This is a genomic window from Hyphomicrobium sp. (assembly GCF_047600905.1).
Classification (GTDB): domain Bacteria; phylum Pseudomonadota; class Alphaproteobacteria; order Rhizobiales; family Hyphomicrobiaceae; genus Hyphomicrobium_B.
The window spans coordinates 3061858-3079475 of the sequence record NZ_JASGKD010000001.1 but is presented as its reverse complement, the minus strand read 5'-3'; the positions used below and the strand labels follow the sequence as shown (position 1 = coordinate 3079475).

The following is a 17618-nucleotide window of genomic DNA, read 5'->3' as shown; positions in this document are numbered from 1 at the left end:
CTTTAACGCAGCACGGAAATCGTGCGTTCGAGCGCTTCCTGGATCGTCGCGGAGTCCTGCACCATGGCGACGCGAACATAGTCCGCGCCGGGATTGGTCCCGTCCCTTCCCGTCTGAGCCAAAAAGCTACCGGGAATAACCTTGACGCCTGCGCGTTGCCATAAGGTTACCGCCGCTTGAGAGCCACCGCCGAATTGACTCATATCGAGCCAGAGGCAGAAGCCGCCGGCGGGCCGCCGGTATCCGTACCGACCGGCTAACACATTGTCAACAATGCGGAATTTCTCGCGATACGCCTCTCGCGAGCGTTCGACATGGGCTTCGTCGCGCCAAATCGCGGCCGACGCATGTTGCACCGGCAAGGGCACCGTCGGCGCACACATGTTACGCACTTCGCCATAGGCTTCGATGAACGCCGCGTCGCCCGCACAGAAGCCCGATCTGAGACCGGGCAAATTCGATCGCTTCGACAGCGAATTGAAGACCACGAGATTGCGATAGCGCTCGGGCGTCCCGATCGCGACCTCGAGCCCACCGGTCGGCGCCGCTTCCGTGTAGATCTCCGAATAGCACTCGTCGAGAAACAGCATGAAGTCGTAGGCGCGCGCCAGTTCGAGCGCCTTCAGGATATAGCCGCGATCCGCGACCGTGCCCTGCGGGTTGGACGGCGAATTGATGAACAGCGCCGCCGTCCGCTGAAGCAAATTTCTATCGCTTGCGATCGCGTCGAGATCCGGAAGAAAGCCCGTCGCCTTCGTCGCGTTGAGATAGATAGGCTTGGCTCCAACCGCGATCGCGCCCGCGACGTAAGCCGAATAATAGGGATTGCACATCAAGATCGCGGGCTGACCATCGAACGCCTTGCGCCCGACGGCGGGAAGGCAAGCAAAAAACAGCCCCTCCCGTGAGCCCGAAAGCATCAGCACCTCGCGCTCCGGATCGACGCTGTCGCCGGGCAATCCGTATCGCTTCGACAGCCACTCCGAGATGGCCTTGCGCGCCTCTTCGGCGCCGCGGATCGGCGGATACTTGCCATAAAGCGCCGTCGCTTCATCGAGTTTCGCCTGGATGAAATCCGGCATCGCCTCGCGCGGCTCCCCGATCGTCAGCTCGATCGGCTTCTCGTGCCCAGGCGCAATCCCTGCGAGCAGCTTGCGAAGCTGCGAAAAGGGCGACGAGATCGCACCGGATGTGAGGGAAGAGAGAGAATTGGCCATGGGAATGTCTTGACGTCGATCTTGCAATAGGAGCCGCTATCGCATGCTATCCGGCAAGAGTGAAGGCTTTCACCAATGTCATCGCCTGACGCCGGCGAGGCTGCGCGACGCAGGCGCACCGAAAATCCTGCGAAATTCGCGGGCGAAGTGGGGCTGATCGTAAAAGCCCGCCGCGTGTGCGGCCGTCGTGAGGTTACTCCCGCTAACAACCTCGGAAACCGCCACACGCATTCGCGCCCATGCCGCGTATCGCCGGCACGGCACACCAATTTCCTCTTTGAATAGATGTTGGAAGCGAGACGTCGAAAGGTTGGCCGCTTGCGCTGCGGACACCACCGAATTCCGGTAATCAATCCCGGACACGGTTCCGTTGGCTTCTGTCTCGATGTGTTCGACCGCACGCCTGATCCGTTCGTCTATCGGACGCCGGGCCTTGGGCGCCGAAAATGCAATGACATCGGCGATAAACTCTCCGGCCCATCGGATGCTTTGCGGATCTTCGTAAAGCGTCCTGAGCGAACCAAGATCGGCGCTCTTACCGATAACCGCGCCGGGCTCTTCGCGCGTCTGCGCGATGAGCACCGCAAGACATTCCGCCGACGTTTGGCTGGCATCGGCATAGAGCACAGCCAATGGCTGGCCCTCCGCGTCGAACTCGTACGTGGTGCCCGCTCTGACGACCGCCGCACGGCATCGCCTCCACGTGCCGCTCCCAATTCGCAGGGCGAAGTCCTCATAGAGACCGGCAAGCAGAACCGGCACGCTATGGCTGTGTGCTGCATTTCGACTCAGAGGGCCTGCAAACAGCATGCGTCCCAGACCGACGTGCCAGAGCGGTCTGAGGTCGTTGTCATTCGGCGCAGCAGATTCATACAAGCGCGCGGATTTTCCCACGGTCTAGCCTCGTGTTGGGTCTGAACATTTGCCTAGGACATCGAAATGACGAAGACAACCATCCGTGAAGCCCTTAGTCCGGCCATGAATCGCCGGGCGCTCATGGCCGCCGGCGCCGGCCTCGCGGCGATGCCGGTTATGGGCGTTGCAACGGCACTATCCGCAAACGCGTCCGCGGCAATGCTCGGCAATTGGCAGCCGAAATTCTACCGGTTCAAGTTCGGAGATTTCGAAATCACGACGATCTCGGATTCCGAAGCCTTTATCGATGGCCCGTTTCCCATCATCGGAGAGAACGCAAGTGAAGCCGATGTCGAAACTTTGATGCGCGATAATCTTCTGCCCGAGAAAAGATATCAGCCGGGCTTTTCACCGACCATCGTCAATACCGGCAAAGAGATCATTCTGTTCGACACAGGCAACGGCGCGAACGGCTTTATCGCGCGCCCGAACGGCGGCTGGCTTGCGGCCCAACTGCACCCCGCGGGCTTCAAACCCGACGACATCGATATCGTTGTGTTCAGCCACGGCCATCCCGATCACGTGGGTGGCACGATCGAAAACGCGCAACCGCTCTTTCGCAATGCCCGCTACGTCATCGGAGGAATTGAGCATGACTTCTGGGCGCCCGAAGGAAAATTTACCGGCGACCTCGAAAAATGGGCCAGTGTCTTCCGATCGAACACGAAGCCGGTCGCCGATAGGTTTACCTTCATCAAGCCCGGCGACGATGTCATCACCGGCATCCGCGCTGTCGAAGCCTACGGTCATACGCCCGGTCACCTCGCATTTTTGATCGAGAGCCAAGGCAAGTCGATCTTGTACTGGGGAGACTGCGCGCACCACCAAGTTGCGTCACTGGCGCATCCTGAATGGTATTGCATCTTCAATTCCGATAAGCCGCTCGGCGCCAAAACACGCCGTCGCATCTACGATATGGCAGCGACAGAGCGCTTACCGGTCATCGGCTATCACATGCCGTTTCCCTCGATCGGGTATGTCGAGAGAAATGGCCCCGGCAGCTATCGCTGGCTGGCGCACACCTATCAGCTCAATCTGTGAGGTTCGATTTCGCCGCCTATTCCGGCAGATGCGTCACGGCTTCGATGTTGTGACCGTCCGGATCGAAGACGAAACCGCCGTAGTAGTTGGCGTGATAGTGCGGCCTGAGACCCGGCGGCCCGTTGTCCTTGCCGCCCGCCGCCAGCGCCGCATCATAAAACGCCTGAACTTCCGCGCGATTCTGGGCTGCAAACGCCACGTGCAGCCGGCCTTTCAGCGATGAACCGGTGCCGATCCAGAATTGCGGCCGCTCGCGTCCGAAGCCCGCGTAGCCGTCGTTCTCGTCTTCGGAAAACTTCATTTCCTTGAGCAGGCCGATGCCGAGCGGCGCCAGCGCCTTGGTGTAGAATTCCAGCGACCGCGCATAATCGGTGACGGGAAAGCCGATATGATCGAGAATATCCAGCACGGTCGCTCCTATCAGATGACGCGATCGAGCCGGAGGTTTACACGCGGCGCTCGACCATCAGTTTCTTGAGTTCGGCAATGGCTTTCGCGGGCGACAATCCCTTTGGGCAGGCCTTGGCGCAGTTCATGATCGTGTGACAGCGGTAAAGTCGGAACGGATCTTCCAGATTGTCGAGCCGCTCGCCCGTCGCTTCGTCGCGGCTGTCGTTGATCCAACGGTAGGCCTGCAGAAGAATGGCCGGACCGAGATAGCGATCCGAATTCCACCAGTAGCTCGGGCACGATGTCGAGCAGCACGCACATAGAATGCACTCATAAAGCCCGTCGAGCTTCTCGCGATCCTCGCGCGACTGCTTCCATTCTTTCGGCGGCGTCGGCGTATCGGTCTTGAGCCACGGCTCGATCGAGCGATGCTGCGCGTAGAAATTGGTGAGATCGGGCACCAGATCCTTGATGACCTCGGTGTGTGGCAGCGGATAGATCTTCACCGCCCCCTTCACGTCCTCGATGCCCTTGAGGCAGGCGAGCGTGTTGGTGCCGTCGATGTTCATCGCGCACGAGCCGCAAATTCCCTCGCGGCACGACCGCCGAAACGTCAGCGTCGGGTCGATCTCATTCTTGATCTTGATCAGAGCATCGAGAACCATCGGCCCGCACTGCTTGCGGTCGATGTGATAGGTGTCGACCCGCGGGTTGCGCGCATCGTCGGGATTCCAGCGATAGATCCGAAATTCTTTCCAATCGCCGTCGCGGTCCGGCCGGTTCCAGGTCTTGCCTTCGGAGATCTTTGAATTCTTCGGAAGAGTGAGTTGAACCATGAGACTGCCGCTGTCCCCACCATCGAAAGCTTTGTGGCGTTGACAGAAGCTTGAACCTGCTCCCCTGTCAACGGCATGCCGGCGCGACGTATGCGGTTCTTTGGCGTCAGCCGGCTTTCTGGTGCTTCTTGAGCTCGCGAACGAGCTCGACCAGCCGGTCGGCGATCTCGCCGCCGGTATCGACCGCGGCCCTGAGCGGCACCCGCGACTGTATGACCTCGTTGAGCCGCTCCTGCTGCTCGCCAAAGCCGAAGAAAATTTCCTCTGGGGCCTCGATATCCCCGTCCTCGATCGCCGTCATCACGTCGAAGGCATTCTGCGCGGCGAGCACCAGCATCGAGGCGATATCGTTCATCAGTTGCAGATAAAGCCGCTGGGCGTCGGCACGGATGCGCTGACCGTGGACTCCAAACTTGAGCGGCGCCGCCGCCTGCCCGCCTTCACCGGCAAAAACCCTCGGGTGCTTGCGGAACCTTTTGAAAATCTCGGAAAGCCCGAGACAGCAGGTCTCCAGATCGCGCAGTGCCGCACCGGTCTTGCGTTTGGTCCGGGTGCGCGTCGCGACCTTCTCCTGCCCCGACCAGTTGATCGCGGCGATCGATGCGATGGCGCCAAGCGCCGCCAACGCCGGGAGCACCGCGGCGAACGGATCCGGCGACATGCGCGTGTCGGCGTCGTCGCCTGCGTCGGTACTGATCTTGCTCACGTTGAGGTGCGCCCTTCTCGATAGCGGCCGCACCATAAGCGACTTCCTGTGACGGCGCTATTTGTACTCGGTATGTCCAGAAGGGCTCAATAAACGCGGGCCTTGGGCTCGATATATTTGACCTCGTTGGTCATGGTCTTGGTGTGCACCGGCCGGTCGTCGAGCTTGACGGTTTTAGTGCCGTAGTCGGCCCACGCCAGCGTGTGCTTCATCCAGTTGACATCATCGCGCTTCGGAAAGTCTTCGCGCGCATGCGCCCCGCGGCTTTCCTGCCTGTTTTCAGCGCCGACGACGGTCACCGCCGCCTGCGCGATCAGATTGTCGAATTCAAGCGTCTCGACCAGATCCGAGTTCCAGATCAGCGACCGGTCGGTGACCGAAATGTCCGCCGCATCGCGCCAGACTTGGCCGATCTTTTCGACGCCTTCCTTCAGCACGGGGCCGTCGCGGAAGACGGCGCAGTTCGATTGCATGATCTTCTGCATGCGCAGGCGAAGCGCAGCCGTCGGCGTCGAGCCCTTGGCGTAGCGGAAATGATCGAGCCGCGCCAGTGCCGGCTCATGCGCATCTTTCGGAAGGTCCGGTTGCGCCAGACCATTCTCGATCGTCTCGGCACAGCGCAAGCCCGCCGCACGTCCGAACACCACGAGGTCGATGAGCGAATTCGAACCCAGACGGTTGGCGCCGTGCACGGACACGCACGCCGCTTCGCCGATCGCCATAAGGCCCGGCACGATATGATCCGGATCGCCGTTCTTCTTGGTCAGCACTTCGCCGTGATAGTTGGTCGGGATACCGCCCATGTTGTAATGCACCGTCGGCAACACCGGGATTGGCTGGCGTCGAAGATCGACGCCTGCAAAGACTTTGGCGCTTTCGGTAATGCCCGGCAGGCGCTCCGCGAGAATCTTCGGATCGAGATGGTCGAGATGCAGGAAGATGTGATCCGCATCCGGCCCAACGCCGCGGCCTTCGCGAATCTCAATTGTCATCGAGCGCGAGACGACATCGCGCGAGGCCAAATCTTTCGCATGCGGTGCATAGCGCTCCATGAAGCGCTCACCTTTGCCATTCGTCAGGTAGCCGCCTTCGCCGCGCGCGCCTTCGGTAATCAGCACGCCCGCGCCGTAAATGCCGGTCGGGTGAAACTGCACGAATTCCATGTCCTGCAGCGGCAGGCCCGCGCGCAGCACCATGGCGTTGCCGTCGCCGGTACAGGTGTGCGCCGATGTGCACGAGAAATACGTCCGTCCGTAGCCGCCCGTCGCTAGGATCGTCTTCTTCGAGCGGAAGCGATGCAGCGTGCCGTCATCGAGGTTCAGCGCGATGATGCCCCGGCAGGCGCCGTCCTGATCCATGATGAGATCGAGGGCGAAATATTCGATGAAGAATTCCGCCGCGTGCCTCAGCGACTGTCCGTAAAGCGTATGCAGCATCGCGTGGCCGGTGCGGTCGGCGGCGGCGCACGTCCGCTGCGCCGGCGGCCCTTCGCCGTAATCGGTCGTCATGCCGCCGAACGGCCGCTGATAGATCTTGCCGTCTTCCGTACGCGAGAACGGCACGCCGTAGTGTTCCAACTCGTAAACGGCCGCAGGTGCATTGCGGCACAGATATTCGATGGCGTCCTGATCTCCGAGCCAGTCGGAACCTTTGACGGTGTCGTACATGTGCCAGCGCCAGTCGTCCCGGCCCATGTTGCCCAGCGCCGCCGCAACGCCGCCCTGCGCCGCAACCGTATGCGAGCGGGTCGGGAAAACCTTCGTCACGCAAGCCGTCTTGAGGCCCGCTTCGGCACATCCAAGCGTCGCGCGAAGCCCCGCGCCGCCCGCTCCGACGACGACCACGTCATAGACATGATCGTGCAGCGGATAGGCTTTTCCGATCTGCGATGGCGCGGCGCTCGCGCCGTTGGCCTTGCCATTCACTGCGGACATCGGCTCAGGCTCCAAAACTCAGTTTCAAAATCGAGAATATGCTCGCAAGAGCAACGGCAATGGCAAAAAACGTATTGAGCATCAAAGCGACGACCTTAAGCCCTTCTTCATGCACATAATCCTCGATGATCACCTGCATGCCGATCCGCATATGGACCGTGCCCGAGATTATAAGCCCCAGCAGCGGCACGGCGATGAGCGGATGGCTGAGCTTCTGCTTCACGGTGGCATAGTCGGCGCCGAGCAGCGACGCAATCAGCCACACCAGAAAGAGGCCGAGAAACACGTTCGCGACCGCAGTCACGCGCTGTTTCCAGAAATGGTCGGCACCTTCTTTTGCCGAGCCGAGATAGCGAACCGTCTTCAGCGGCGTGCGCATCGAAGTCATCAGATCGCTCCCATTGCGACGGAGATCCAGACGATGGCCGTCAACGCCAGCGATGCGGCAAGCGATCCCCACGACAGCAGGTCGACCGTTTCCAGATCGTAGCCGTATCCGGTGTCCCAGATGAAATGCCGGATGCCGCCCATCATGTGATGCATCAGAACCCAGGTGTATCCGATGAGCACGAGCTTGCCGATCCAGGTGTTGCACAAACTCAGAAAGTAATCGTAGGCGTCGGGACCGATCGCGGCCGACACGAGCCACCAGGCCAGCAGCAGCGAACCAAAATAAAGCGCTGCCCCCGTGATGCGATGCACGATCGACATCACCATGTTGATCAGCGGAGCGTAGATTTGAAGGTGTGGCGAAAGGGGCCGCTCGGGGCGCGTGCCACGGCCGGATGTAACTGCCATCGGACGTCCTTCTTATTGTTTGACGCGAATGTTTAGCCTCTCGGACCGGGCGCGGCAATTCGCCAAATGCCACATCAATTCCAAGGCGCCGTCACCCGATCGCGGCCGCGATCGCCCGCCCGAGATGGTTGCCGCTCGTGAAAGCATGTTCCGCAAATGCGCCAAGGCACCAGTCTCCGGCAACGCCAACCCGTGATTCCGCCGAATAAAGATGCGTTTCGCCCAGCGCCTGCCCGACGATGCTCTGCCGCCAGAGATACGCCAGCATCCGCGATGGCCTGACCGGCGACAGACCGAGAACAGCACCGACCTCGCTCCAGAGTTCCTCTGCAACGTCCATCGCGTCGCCCTGTTCGGCCGCAAAGCTCCATGCCGGCGAGGCGTGCGCAACCAGTGTCTCGCCATTTGGCTCGCGCCCCGGCTTCGAGTTGTCGCGGGCGATCCAATGCAGAACTTGCGAAACGTTCCTGAACACGTCCAGGTCCGGAAACGTCTTGTCGTCGATGCGCACCATCAGCGCCCAGCAAGGCAGCATGCGCACCCGCCGCAAAGTCGGCGCAAAACCCTTGATTGGATCAAGCAGCCGCATCGCCTCCGCCGCTGGGACCGCGATGGCGACAAAGTCGAACGGCCCGGACGATTTCTCGTCCTCGAACCAGAGATGCCATCCCTTTTCGCGCTGTTCGAGTGACTGCACCCGGCGCCCGAACGCGACCCTGACACCGTCCGTAAGCGGCCGCACGATCGATGACATCCCCGGCACGCCGACGATCCAGGGTTCGCCTCCGAGGACACGGTGCCCTTCGGCTTCGGCAACGCGCGGCAACCATTGGTCCGCATAGCCAAGACCCGAAATCTCGGCGAGATAAGACCGAAATTCATCGGATTGGGCACACAGATACTGCGCCCCATGATCAAAACGATCGTTGCCGGCGCACATCGTCGCGATGCGTCCGCCGGCATGCCCCTCTGCCTCGAAAACCTCGATCGCGATGCCGGCCTGCCGCAACGTGCGGGCGCACGTCAGGCCCGCCAGCCCCGCCCCGATGATGGCAACTTTCTTCCCCACCGTGCCTCGCTTCAAATAGCCATGACGCGGCGATTATGCCGTATACGCACAATCTAGCCTACCGCCGCTGAAAAATTATTGAACCGGCTGCCTGATTCGCAGCAACCCGAACGCGCGCAAAGTCGATCGCGCCCCTGCTACTTTTTCGTGATCACGCCGCAGCCGATCCGCTTGTCGCCGCCACCCTCGGGATCGCTCTGGTAGTCGTCGGCCTTTTCGTAGATCACGATCGACGATCCGTCGGCATCAAACAGCGTCTCGTCATCATTCATGTTGAGATGGAGATAGGTGCTCATCAGCTCGGCGCGCGCCGTGCCGTCGGGACCAGCCACGATATTCGGAAGATCGCCCGCCATCGGCCCTTCATCGTTGAGAAATCCGTGCTTGGCGCCGAGCGGGTTGTAGATGGCGCTGGCGGAGGAAAAATCGCCCTCGCATTTGCCGGCTTCATGCACATGAAAACCGTGCGCCCCGGGCGGCAATCCTTTGAGATCGACCTTCAAAAGCACGCCGGCAGCGACCTCCGTCAAAGTGATGGTTCCCGCGCTCGATCCGTCGGCAAGTTTGATCTCTGCCACCGCCGCTTCACCGGCCGCGTTCGCCCGAACAGGCAAAATCAGAACGAGCAACCCCAACGCAGCACGTCTCAGCGTCCCGAACATCATGCGACCCGCTCCCTGCCTCCCCAGCTATCCGCCGAGGTCATCCCAGACCAATCCGGCCTTAGCGGGGCAGCACAAGCCACGTATCGAGATCGAGGACAACCCCTTCGGCATATTCGCCCGTCGGCGTCTTGAGGGGAAGGGAAGAACAATCCTGATTTTTGACGCCGACCATCCGAACGCGCAGCGCACCTACATCCTTCCGCCCGGGAATTTCAGCTTTCTCCAGCACCTCCGACCATGCGTAGATCGTATCGCCCGCAAACGTCGGCGCCACGTGCCTGCCGCCATTGATGGCGGCGAGATGAAAGGCATTCCCAAGGCCGTTGTACGAGAGGCCGCGCACCAGCGATATGACGACGCCGCCGTAGACGATCCGCTTGCCGAACCGGCCCTTCAATTCCGTATGCTGGTTGAAATGGACTTTGGCCGTGTTCTGATAAAGCCGCGTCGCAATCTGATGCTCGGCTTCTTCCAGCGTCATGCCGTCGACGTGATCGATCTTCTCGCCGGGCTCATAATCGTCCCACCGGTGCTTCGAGCCGGAAAGATCGAAATCCCATTTGCCGACGTCGATCGCCGGCACGGCCGTCGCAAGATCGGCTGGATCGACACGCTCGGGAAGTTTCGGCACCACTGCTTCCGGCGCCGGAGAACCCTTCGATCGCTTGCGCACCATAACCCAGCGGCAATACTCGAGCACGACTTCGCCGTTCTGATTGCGCCCCGTCGAGCGGACGTAGACCGTGCCCGTTTCGCCGTTCGAGTTTTCCTTGAGACCGATCACTTCCGACGTCGCCGTCAGCGTATCTTCCGGATAGACCGGCTTTAAAAACTTGCAATCGGCATAGCCGAGGTTGGCAATCGCATTGAGCGAAATTTCCGGCGTCGTTTTTCCGAACACGACATGAAACGTCAGAAGATCATCGAGCGGCGATTTCGGATAGCCGATCGCTTTCGCGAACGTATCGGCCGATTGCACCGCGAAGCGCGAGCCATAGAGCGACGTATAAAGCGCCACGTCGCCGACGGTGACGGTCCGTGGCGTCGGATGATGGATGATCTGGCCGTAGGCGAAATCTTCGAAGAAATTCCCAGCGTTCGTCTTGGTCCCGACCATCATCCCGCCCTGTGTCTAGGGAAGCCCGGCTGCGCAGGCTTCGGCTTTTTCGTTGTTTTCGAGATGTCGGCCGCGAACCGCAACCCTTTTTGAAATCTTAAGGACGCGATCAAGGGCCGCACGAGAGATCGGCAGGCGCGTTTACTAAAACCACGGCTCCTCGACTTTCGATCGGGCGTTGATCGCTTCCGCGATCGCGGCAACCCGCTTCGCCATGACGAGATGCAGTCGCTCCACCATGCGTCCTTCGACCGTGATAACCCCCTTGCGCGCATTCTCCGGCTCGTCGAAGGCCTTGATCACCTTGCGCGCCCAGGCGATTTCATCGATCGTCGGCGAAAACACCTCGTTGCACGGCACGACCTGCGACGGATGGATCAGCGTCTTGCCGTCCATGCCAAGCGTCCGGCCATGCTCGCACTCGGCGCGAAAACCCGATTCATCCTTGAAATCGTTGTAGACGCCGTCGATCACGTCGAGCCCGTAGGCGCGCGCCGCGACCAGCGTCATGGCAAGCCACGGCACGACCGCGAACCGGTTGCGGCTCGCGAGCGCCCGGCTCTCCTTGAGCAGATCGTTCGTGCCCAGAACGAAGCACACCAGGCGGTTGTCCTGATCGGGCGCGCACGCCGCGATTTCCTTGGCGTTGATGATGCCCATCGGCGTCTCGATCATCGCCCAGAGCCGGATGCGCGGATCGGCATCCGCCGCCTTGACGACTTTCGCCGTGCCGGTGATGTCGCCTGAATTCGAAACCTTAGGGATAAGGATCGCGTCGGGCACGGCAGCCATCGCCGCGTGCAGATCCGCCATTCCCCAGGGCGTCTCGATCGGATTGACGCGCAGGACGACTTCGCGCGACCCGAACCCGCGTTCGTGAATCGCGGCCGTCGCCTGTGAACGCGCTTTCTCTTTGTTCTGGGGCGCGACCGAGTCCTCAAGATCGATGATGATCGCATCGGCGGGCAGCGATTTTGCTTTTTCCAGAGCGCGCTCGTTGTCCCCTGGCAAATAAAGGACGCTGCGTCTCGGTCTCATGGCCATCGCCTCGGCTCCCGTACGGCTCGAATGGGATTTTGCATCGCAACATGCGCGTTTGCAACATCGACCTCGGCTAGACTTTTGAATAAATCACCATCGCGTTTCCTCGCCGGCCAGAAATCTTCAAGCAACCACCCCTGCAACGGACGTGCGGTCCCCATGCGCCGAATTTTGATGATTTCCTCTTACGTGGCGCGCGATCCTGTGGGTCTCACCGCGACTGCGCCGCCGTTGCAGCGCGCCGGGATAGAGGTGGTCGGCTTGCCGACCGTCGTACTTTCGAACCATCCGATCCGCGCCCACATCGCCGGTATCACGCTCGATCCGAGGCTTCTCGGCGATATGGTCCGCGCGCTCGCCGACAACGGCTGGCTGGCATCATTCGACGCGGTCTTTTCCGGCTATCTGCCGTCGGTACAGCACGTCGAGATGGTGGCGTCGGCGGTGACGCGCCTCAAAACCATAAGGCCGGAAATCCTCTTCGTCTGCGATCCGATTTTCGGCGACGACCCCGGCGGCCTTTACATCGACGAGAAGGCCGCCCGTGCCATTCGCGATCTGCTCGTCCCGCTGGCCGACGTCTTGACGCCCAATCGCTTCGAGTTGTCGTGGCTCTCTGGCCGCGACGTCGCCACCCCCGCCGATGCCTTCGATGCGATTGCACAACTCGGCCGCCCGATCATCGCGGGAACGTCAATCCCCGACGGCGACGGCGTTCTCGCAACGGCTTTCATCGCTGACGGCCGCAAATGGCTCGGAAGCGTTGAAAAATGGCGCGACGTCCCGCACGGAACCGGCGACGTCTTCGCCGGTTGTCTCACCGCGCGGCTGATGCTGGGAGACCGGCCGGAGCAAGCACTCGCCTATGCCATCGCCGGCGTTCGCTGTGTGCTTCAGGCAAGCCGCGGCGCCGACTATCTCAAGCCCTATCTCGTCGATTGGACCACTGGAGTGACGCCCGCCCAGATCGCGCCGATTTCATGAGCCAAATCCGCGCGTTTTTCCACTTCGGCTTGCTGCCGTCCTCATGCCAAGGCATAGCTTTTCCGGAGATCACGCCGACTGAGGACAACACCCGAAGATGAAGCCGGAATCGAGTGCCGCAGGTATCAGCCGAGAAGTTGCATCCAGTCTTGTCTTACTTGCCGCCGCCGTCCTGGCCCTGATCTTCGCAAACTCTCCTCTTCGCGAATCCTACGAGCGCTTTTTTGCGACCCATGTTCAGCTCGGCCTGCCGCCGTTTGCGCTGTCGAAAGAGATTCTTCACTGGATCAACGACGCCCTGATGGTGATCTTCTTCCTGGTCGTTGGCCTTGAGATCAAACGCGAAGCACTTCGCGGCGCGCTGTCGAAACCCGCCGCCGCGATACTCCCCATCGTCGGCGCTCTCGGAGGCATGGCGGCCCCGGCGCTGATCTATACCGCGATCAATTGGAACAACGCCGAAGCCCTCCGCGGCTGGGCCATTCCGGCTGCCACCGACATCGCCTTCGCCGTCGGCGTGATGGCGTTGCTCGGCAATCGCGTGCCGCCGACCTTGAAGGTGTTCCTGCTCGCCCTCGCCATCATCGACGACTTGGGAGCCATTCTGATTATCGCCTTCTTTTACACCTCCGAGCTGTCGTTTCTCGCCCTTTCGCTCGCCGCTCTGGGCATCGCAGTGCTGGCGCTCCTCAATTATTTCAATGTGATGCGCACGGCCCCCTACCTCGTGGTCGGTGCGTTCGTCTGGCTGTGCGTGCTAAAATCGGGAGTTCATGCAACCATCGCCGGCGTTATTACCGCGCTGATGATTCCGCTCTCCAGCCCGACCAAAGGCGTCGACGGCCCCTTGAAGCATCTGGAGCACGCGCTAAGCCCCTGGGTCAGCTTCCTGATCATGCCCATTTTCGCGTTCGCCAACGCCGGTCTCTATCTCGGTGAGCTGTCCACCAACGACATGCTGTCGCAAATCCCGCTTGGCATCGCCTTTGGCCTTTTCCTCGGCAAGACCCTCGGCATATACGGCGCGGTGCGGACTATTATCTCCAGCGGCTTGGGCGAGATGCCTCACGGCGCCTCGCAAAGGCAACTCTTCGGCACGGCCATCCTCGGCGGGATCGGCTTTACGATGAGCTTGTTCATTGGTCTGCTGGCATTTCAGGATCCCAAATTGACGGCCGAGGTCCGCCTTGGCGTCATGGCCGGATCACTTCTTTCCGCAGTCGTAGGCTACCTCGTACTGGTCACAAGCAAGGGCGCCCCGCCCGTTGGGAGCGAAAAATTACAATGAGCAGTTTCCCCGAGACGTTGACCGACCGCTATCGCCGCTTTCGCCATCGCCATTTCGTTCCGAACGCCGACCAATATGAAGAACTCGCGACCTATGGGCAGAGCCCTGAGACGATGATCGTCTCGTGCTCCGACAGCCGCGTCGATCCCGAGACGATCTTCAGCGCCATGCCGGGCGAACTGTTCGTCGTCCGCAACGTCGCAAATCTCGTTCCGCCCTACGAGGTCAGCGGCAAGTATCACGGCGTCAGCGCCGCGATGGAGTTCGCGGTCCTGAACCTTCGCGTCAAGAACATGATCGTCATGGGCCATTCCGGCTGTGGCGGCGTCAAAGCGGCCCTTGATCAGAGCGCCGCGATCCAGACCGAAGCGCACTTCATCTCACGCTGGATGTCGATGCTCGACGATGCCCGCCTGAACGTTCTTGCCGCCCATCAAAACAGCAGCGCCAGCGTTCGTCAGGAAGCGCTCGAGAAGGAAGCCGTCAAGCAATCGATCGCCAACCTGCGCACGTTTCCGTTCGTGAAAGAGCAGGAAGAAAAGGGCCGGCTGTCGCTCCACGGCGCCCATTTCGATATCAAGTCGGGAACGCTGACCGTGCTGAACCACTCGCGTGGCCAGTTCTTCGCGCTTTAGGAAGAAGGACCAGCAGGAGTCGCCTCGGCTTTGGCCTTCGCGATGACAGGCAGAAGCTTGCTGTTGAGCGAGTCTTCGGTAATCGGGCCGACGTGCTTATAGATCACGTCGCCTCGGCCGTTGACGACGAACGTCTCGGGCGTTCCATAAACGCCCCAGTCGATCGCAGCCCGACCGTCACTGTCGGTTCCGACCGCCGTAAACGGATTGCCATAACGGCCGAGAAACCGCCGCGCGGCGGGCGCCTGATCCTTGTAATTGATGCCGTAGATATCGACGCCTGCGGCCTCCTTGAGCCTTTCCAGCATCGGATGCTCATCGACGCACGGCGCGCACCATGACGCCCAGTAGTTGACGACCGAGATCTTGCCCTTTGCCAGATCGGCCGAAGTGAAGCCGGGCTCCGGCGTTCCCTGCGCCGTCTCCAGGCCATCGAGCGCCGGAAACGTCGTTGCCGGCACGGGCTTGCCGACAAGCGTCGACGGCAGCAGCGACGGATCGCCGGATCTGAGCGCCGCTGCGAAAAATCCGGCGATGACCACGAACACGGCAACCGGCAGAAGGCGCAGAAAATTCGATCGACCCTGGGCCACGGTATCTCTTTCCGTTAGGTGGACGAACGCCGCTTCACGCCCTGGCGTTCGAGCGTGTCGAGTTCGGCACGCTGTTTCCAGCCATCGGCGGCGAGCCACATGACGAGGCCCGTGACGGTTACCGCGACGACGGCATACGAAATCCAGATGAATGCGGCGTGCGGCCCGAGATCCATGATGTTCACTCCGCCGCCTGCGGCGCGAGACGGTCGCGGCCCATGACGATCTGGGTGCGAAGCGACTTGACCCGGCGCCGCAGAATTTCATTGCGCATCGCCTTCAAATGCATGGCGAAGAACATCAGCGTGAACGCCAGCGCCATGACGAGCAGCGGCAATCGCATGCTCGGATCGACGGTCGAAGTGAAATCCGTCGACGGCTGATGCAGCGTATTCCACCAGTCGACCGAAAACTTGATGATCGGCAACAGCGTCACGCCGACGAGCGCCAGCACCGCCGTCAATTTCGCCGCCGCGCCTTCGTCTTCCAGCGCCGACCTCAGCGCGATCAGCCCGAGATACAGAAAGAACAGCAGCAGCACCGACGTCAGCCGCGCGTCCCACACCCAGTAGGTGCCCCACATCGGCTTGCCCCACAGCGAGCCGGTGACGAGCGCCAGAAACGTAAACGCCGCGCCGAGCGGCGCTGCAGCCTTGGCCGACACATCCGCGAGCGGATGACGAAAAACCAAGAGCCCGAAGCTCGAAGCGGCGATCAGGCCATAGATCATCATCGACAGCCACGCGCACGGCACGTGGATGTACATGATCCTGACCGTCTCACCCTGCTGATAGTCGGCGGGCGAATCGAAGAACGCCAGATAAAGCCCGTATACCAACAGCACGGCGGTCGCCGCCGCCAACCACGGTATCAGCCGGGCGGAAAGCTCCATGAAGCGGGTCGGATTGGCGAGGCGTTGCGTCAGCGTCTGCATGGGCGGGATTTAAGCCTTAAAACGAATGGGCGCAATGAAGCTCGAAGTTACCATTTATTGAATTACTGCATCTGGACCCGCAGCGCCGCCGCGGCCGCCACCGGACCCAGCACCATCGTGACGAGCGATATCGCCGCCAGGATGAGAAACGATGCTCCGAGCCCTTCGGGCCCCGCTCCCGCGCTGACGGCGGAAATCCCGAAAATCAGGGTCGGAACGTATAGGGGCAGCACGATCAGGGCCAGAAGAAGTCCACCCCGGCGCGTTTTCATGGTCAACGCCGCCCCGATCGCGCCGAGAAAACTCACCGCCGGCGTCCCGATCAGCGTCGTCGCCATCAGGATGGGATACGACGCAAGATCGAGATTGAGCAGAATGCCAAGCACTGGCGCCAGAACGGCGAGCGGAATGCCGGTCGTAATCCAATGCGCGAGCGCTTTCGCCGCGCTGACGAGTTCGAGTGGCAGCGGCCCCGCCGCCAGCACATCGAGCGTTCCGTCTTCATAATCCGCTTCGAAGATGCGGTTGAGAGATAACAGCGCCGCCAGCAGCAGCGCGATCCATAGGACGCCCGCCGCAATCCGCGCCAGAAGATTGAGATCGGGCCCGAGCCCCAGCGGCATCAGCGATACGACAACTAAAAAGAAGCCGAGCGCCGTCCCGATCGCACCGCCTTCGCGAACCGCAAGCCGCAAATCGCGCGTCAGGAGCGCCAGGAAGCTTTTCACGCCGCTATCCTCTGCGCCGCCAGATCGAGAGTCCGCGCACGTTCGAGCCCCAGCGGCAGATGCGTCGCGATGACGGCGAGGCCGCCTTCATCCGTGTGCGCATTGACGGCGGCGACCAGCCGCTCGGATGACGCGACATCGAGCGACGCCGTCGGCTCGTCAAGCAGCCACAACGGCCGATGTGCAACGAGCAGCCGGGCCAAGCCCAATCGTCGCTTCTGTCCCGCCGACAGATAGGCGGCGGGAAATTCCGCAAGGTCTTCCAATCCGAAATGGCGAAGCGCGGCCTCGATCCGCTCGCCCGAATGATCGCCGCTCTCGAGGTAGGCATTCCAGAACGCCGCGTTCTCGATCACGCTCAAACTCGACTTCACCGCATTCGAATGTCCGACGGCATGCGCCTGCTCGGCAACCGAAAGCTCCGGGTCGCCGCCATCGAGCCGGACAAACCCGCGGAATGGCCGAATGAATCCGGCGAGCGTTCTGAGCAACGTCGTCTTGCCGATGCCGTTGGCTCCGGTCAGAACCAGCACCTCGCCGCGCTTTACGGAGAACGACAACCCATCGATGACCCGGCGCGACCCGCGATCTATGACCAAGTCTTCGGCAATGAGCTGCACAGGGATCGGATTCCGTGACTTCTGAATGAGCAAACGCGGCCCAATCGCGCGGAATCTTACCGCGGCAATGATTGGTCTTTTCTTTTCGAGATGCTTATATAAAAGGC

Annotated in this window: 21 protein-coding genes; 4 read left to right on the top strand and 17 right to left on the bottom strand. The window is 61.2% G+C overall.

The features are described from left to right. Window positions 1-2: 2 nt before the first annotated feature. Both QM780_RS14770 and QM780_RS14765 read right to left on the bottom strand, forming a co-directional pair. Window positions 3-1217, bottom strand: a complete 1215-nt coding sequence (locus tag QM780_RS14770) for an aminotransferase class I/II-fold pyridoxal phosphate-dependent enzyme (RefSeq protein ID WP_415071203.1) — start codon at window positions 1215-1217, stop codon at window positions 3-5. Window positions 1218-1295: 78 nt separating this feature from the next. Continuing rightward, window positions 1296-1844 (bottom strand): helix-turn-helix domain-containing protein, encoded by a 549-nt coding sequence (locus tag QM780_RS14765; protein WP_415072057.1) that lies wholly within the window; start codon window positions 1842-1844, stop codon window positions 1296-1298. Window positions 1845-2156: 312 nt separating this feature from the next. Here QM780_RS14765 and QM780_RS14760 point away from each other — a divergent pair, with 312 nt between their 5' ends. Further along, window positions 2157-3173, top strand: a complete 1017-nt coding sequence (locus tag QM780_RS14760) for an MBL fold metallo-hydrolase (protein WP_415071202.1) — start codon at window positions 2157-2159, stop codon at window positions 3171-3173. A 16-nt stretch (window positions 3174-3189) separates the two neighbouring features. On the opposite strand, the gene QM780_RS14755 is transcribed toward QM780_RS14760, so the two are convergent. The 10 genes from QM780_RS14755 to QM780_RS14710 all read right to left on the bottom strand — a co-directional run bounded on the left by QM780_RS14755 (window position 3190) and on the right by QM780_RS14710 (window position 11732). Beyond that, a complete protein-coding gene (locus tag QM780_RS14755; RefSeq protein WP_415072056.1) occupies window positions 3190-3573 on the bottom strand; it encodes a VOC family protein in 384 nt (127 codons plus the stop codon). Between the two features lie 46 nt (window positions 3574-3619). Continuing rightward, window positions 3620-4399 (bottom strand): succinate dehydrogenase iron-sulfur subunit, encoded by a 780-nt coding sequence (locus QM780_RS14750; protein ID WP_415071201.1) that lies wholly within the window; start codon window positions 4397-4399, stop codon window positions 3620-3622. A gap of 106 nt (window positions 4400-4505) precedes the next feature. Beyond that, complete coding sequence (locus QM780_RS14745; RefSeq protein WP_415071200.1) at window positions 4506-5141, bottom strand: hypothetical protein; 636 nt, start codon at window positions 5139-5141, stop codon at window positions 4506-4508. A gap of 50 nt (window positions 5142-5191) precedes the next feature. Next, window positions 5192-7039: a succinate dehydrogenase flavoprotein subunit gene (gene sdhA / locus QM780_RS14740; RefSeq protein ID WP_415071199.1), complete on the bottom strand. Its 1848-nt coding sequence runs from the start codon at window positions 7037-7039 to the stop codon at window positions 5192-5194. A gap of 4 nt (window positions 7040-7043) precedes the next feature. After that, on the bottom strand, window positions 7044-7427 hold the full coding sequence (gene sdhD, locus QM780_RS14735; protein WP_415071198.1) for a succinate dehydrogenase, hydrophobic membrane anchor protein: 384 nt from the start codon (window positions 7425-7427) through the stop codon (window positions 7044-7046). After that, window positions 7427-7837, bottom strand: coding sequence for a succinate dehydrogenase, cytochrome b556 subunit (gene sdhC, locus QM780_RS14730; protein ID WP_415071197.1), 411 nt, complete (start codon window positions 7835-7837; stop codon window positions 7427-7429). Before sdhC ends, sdhD begins: the two co-directional genes overlap by 1 nt. 91 nt (window positions 7838-7928) lie before the next feature. After that, the gene (locus QM780_RS14725; protein WP_415071196.1) at window positions 7929-8906 is read right to left on the bottom strand and encodes an NAD(P)/FAD-dependent oxidoreductase; all 978 of its coding nucleotides are present in this window, start codon (window positions 8904-8906) and stop codon (window positions 7929-7931) included. 137 nt (window positions 8907-9043) lie between these two features. Then, complete coding sequence (locus tag QM780_RS14720) at window positions 9044-9571, bottom strand: superoxide dismutase family protein (RefSeq protein ID WP_415071195.1); 528 nt, start codon at window positions 9569-9571, stop codon at window positions 9044-9046. A 58-nt stretch (window positions 9572-9629) separates the two neighbouring features. Next, the gene (locus QM780_RS14715) at window positions 9630-10688 is read right to left on the bottom strand and encodes a MaoC family dehydratase (protein ID WP_415072055.1); all 1059 of its coding nucleotides are present in this window, start codon (window positions 10686-10688) and stop codon (window positions 9630-9632) included. A gap of 144 nt (window positions 10689-10832) precedes the next feature. Further along, window positions 10833-11732, bottom strand: a complete 900-nt coding sequence (locus QM780_RS14710) for an HpcH/HpaI aldolase/citrate lyase family protein (RefSeq protein WP_415071194.1) — start codon at window positions 11730-11732, stop codon at window positions 10833-10835. 156 nt (window positions 11733-11888) lie between these two features. On the opposite strand from QM780_RS14710, the gene QM780_RS14705 reads away from it, so the two are divergent. The 3 genes from QM780_RS14705 to QM780_RS14695 all read left to right on the top strand — a co-directional run bounded on the left by QM780_RS14705 (window position 11889) and on the right by QM780_RS14695 (window position 14636). Continuing rightward, the gene (locus tag QM780_RS14705; protein ID WP_415071193.1) at window positions 11889-12713 is read left to right on the top strand and encodes a PfkB family carbohydrate kinase; all 825 of its coding nucleotides are present in this window, start codon (window positions 11889-11891) and stop codon (window positions 12711-12713) included. A gap of 97 nt (window positions 12714-12810) precedes the next feature. After that, window positions 12811-14001: a Na+/H+ antiporter NhaA gene (gene nhaA / locus QM780_RS14700; protein WP_415071192.1), complete on the top strand. Its 1191-nt coding sequence runs from the start codon at window positions 12811-12813 to the stop codon at window positions 13999-14001. Beyond that, window positions 13998-14636, top strand: coding sequence for a carbonic anhydrase (locus QM780_RS14695; protein WP_415071191.1), 639 nt, complete (start codon window positions 13998-14000; stop codon window positions 14634-14636). Before nhaA ends, QM780_RS14695 begins: the two co-directional genes overlap by 4 nt. Here the strand turns inward: QM780_RS14695 and QM780_RS14690 are convergent. From QM780_RS14690 to ccmA, 5 genes are all read right to left on the bottom strand, one after another. Further along, the gene (locus QM780_RS14690; RefSeq protein WP_415071190.1) at window positions 14633-15229 is read right to left on the bottom strand and encodes a DsbE family thiol:disulfide interchange protein; all 597 of its coding nucleotides are present in this window, start codon (window positions 15227-15229) and stop codon (window positions 14633-14635) included. The genes QM780_RS14695 and QM780_RS14690 overlap by 4 nt on opposite strands. Before the next feature lie 14 nt (window positions 15230-15243). After that, window positions 15244-15405: a heme exporter protein CcmD gene (gene ccmD, locus QM780_RS14685; RefSeq protein ID WP_415071189.1), complete on the bottom strand. Its 162-nt coding sequence runs from the start codon at window positions 15403-15405 to the stop codon at window positions 15244-15246. 5 nt (window positions 15406-15410) lie between these two features. Further along, window positions 15411-16163, bottom strand: coding sequence for a heme ABC transporter permease (locus QM780_RS14680; RefSeq protein WP_415071188.1), 753 nt, complete (start codon window positions 16161-16163; stop codon window positions 15411-15413). A gap of 62 nt (window positions 16164-16225) precedes the next feature. After that, on the bottom strand, window positions 16226-16891 hold the full coding sequence (ccmB, locus tag QM780_RS14675) for a heme exporter protein CcmB (protein ID WP_415071187.1): 666 nt from the start codon (window positions 16889-16891) through the stop codon (window positions 16226-16228). Then, window positions 16888-17511 carry a heme ABC exporter ATP-binding protein CcmA gene (ccmA, locus tag QM780_RS14670; protein ID WP_415071186.1) on the bottom strand — a complete coding sequence of 208 codons (624 nt, stop codon included), beginning with the start codon at window positions 17509-17511 and terminating at the stop codon, window positions 16888-16890. The genes ccmB and ccmA overlap by 4 nt, the downstream gene beginning before the upstream one ends. Window positions 17512-17618 lie beyond the last annotated feature (107 nt).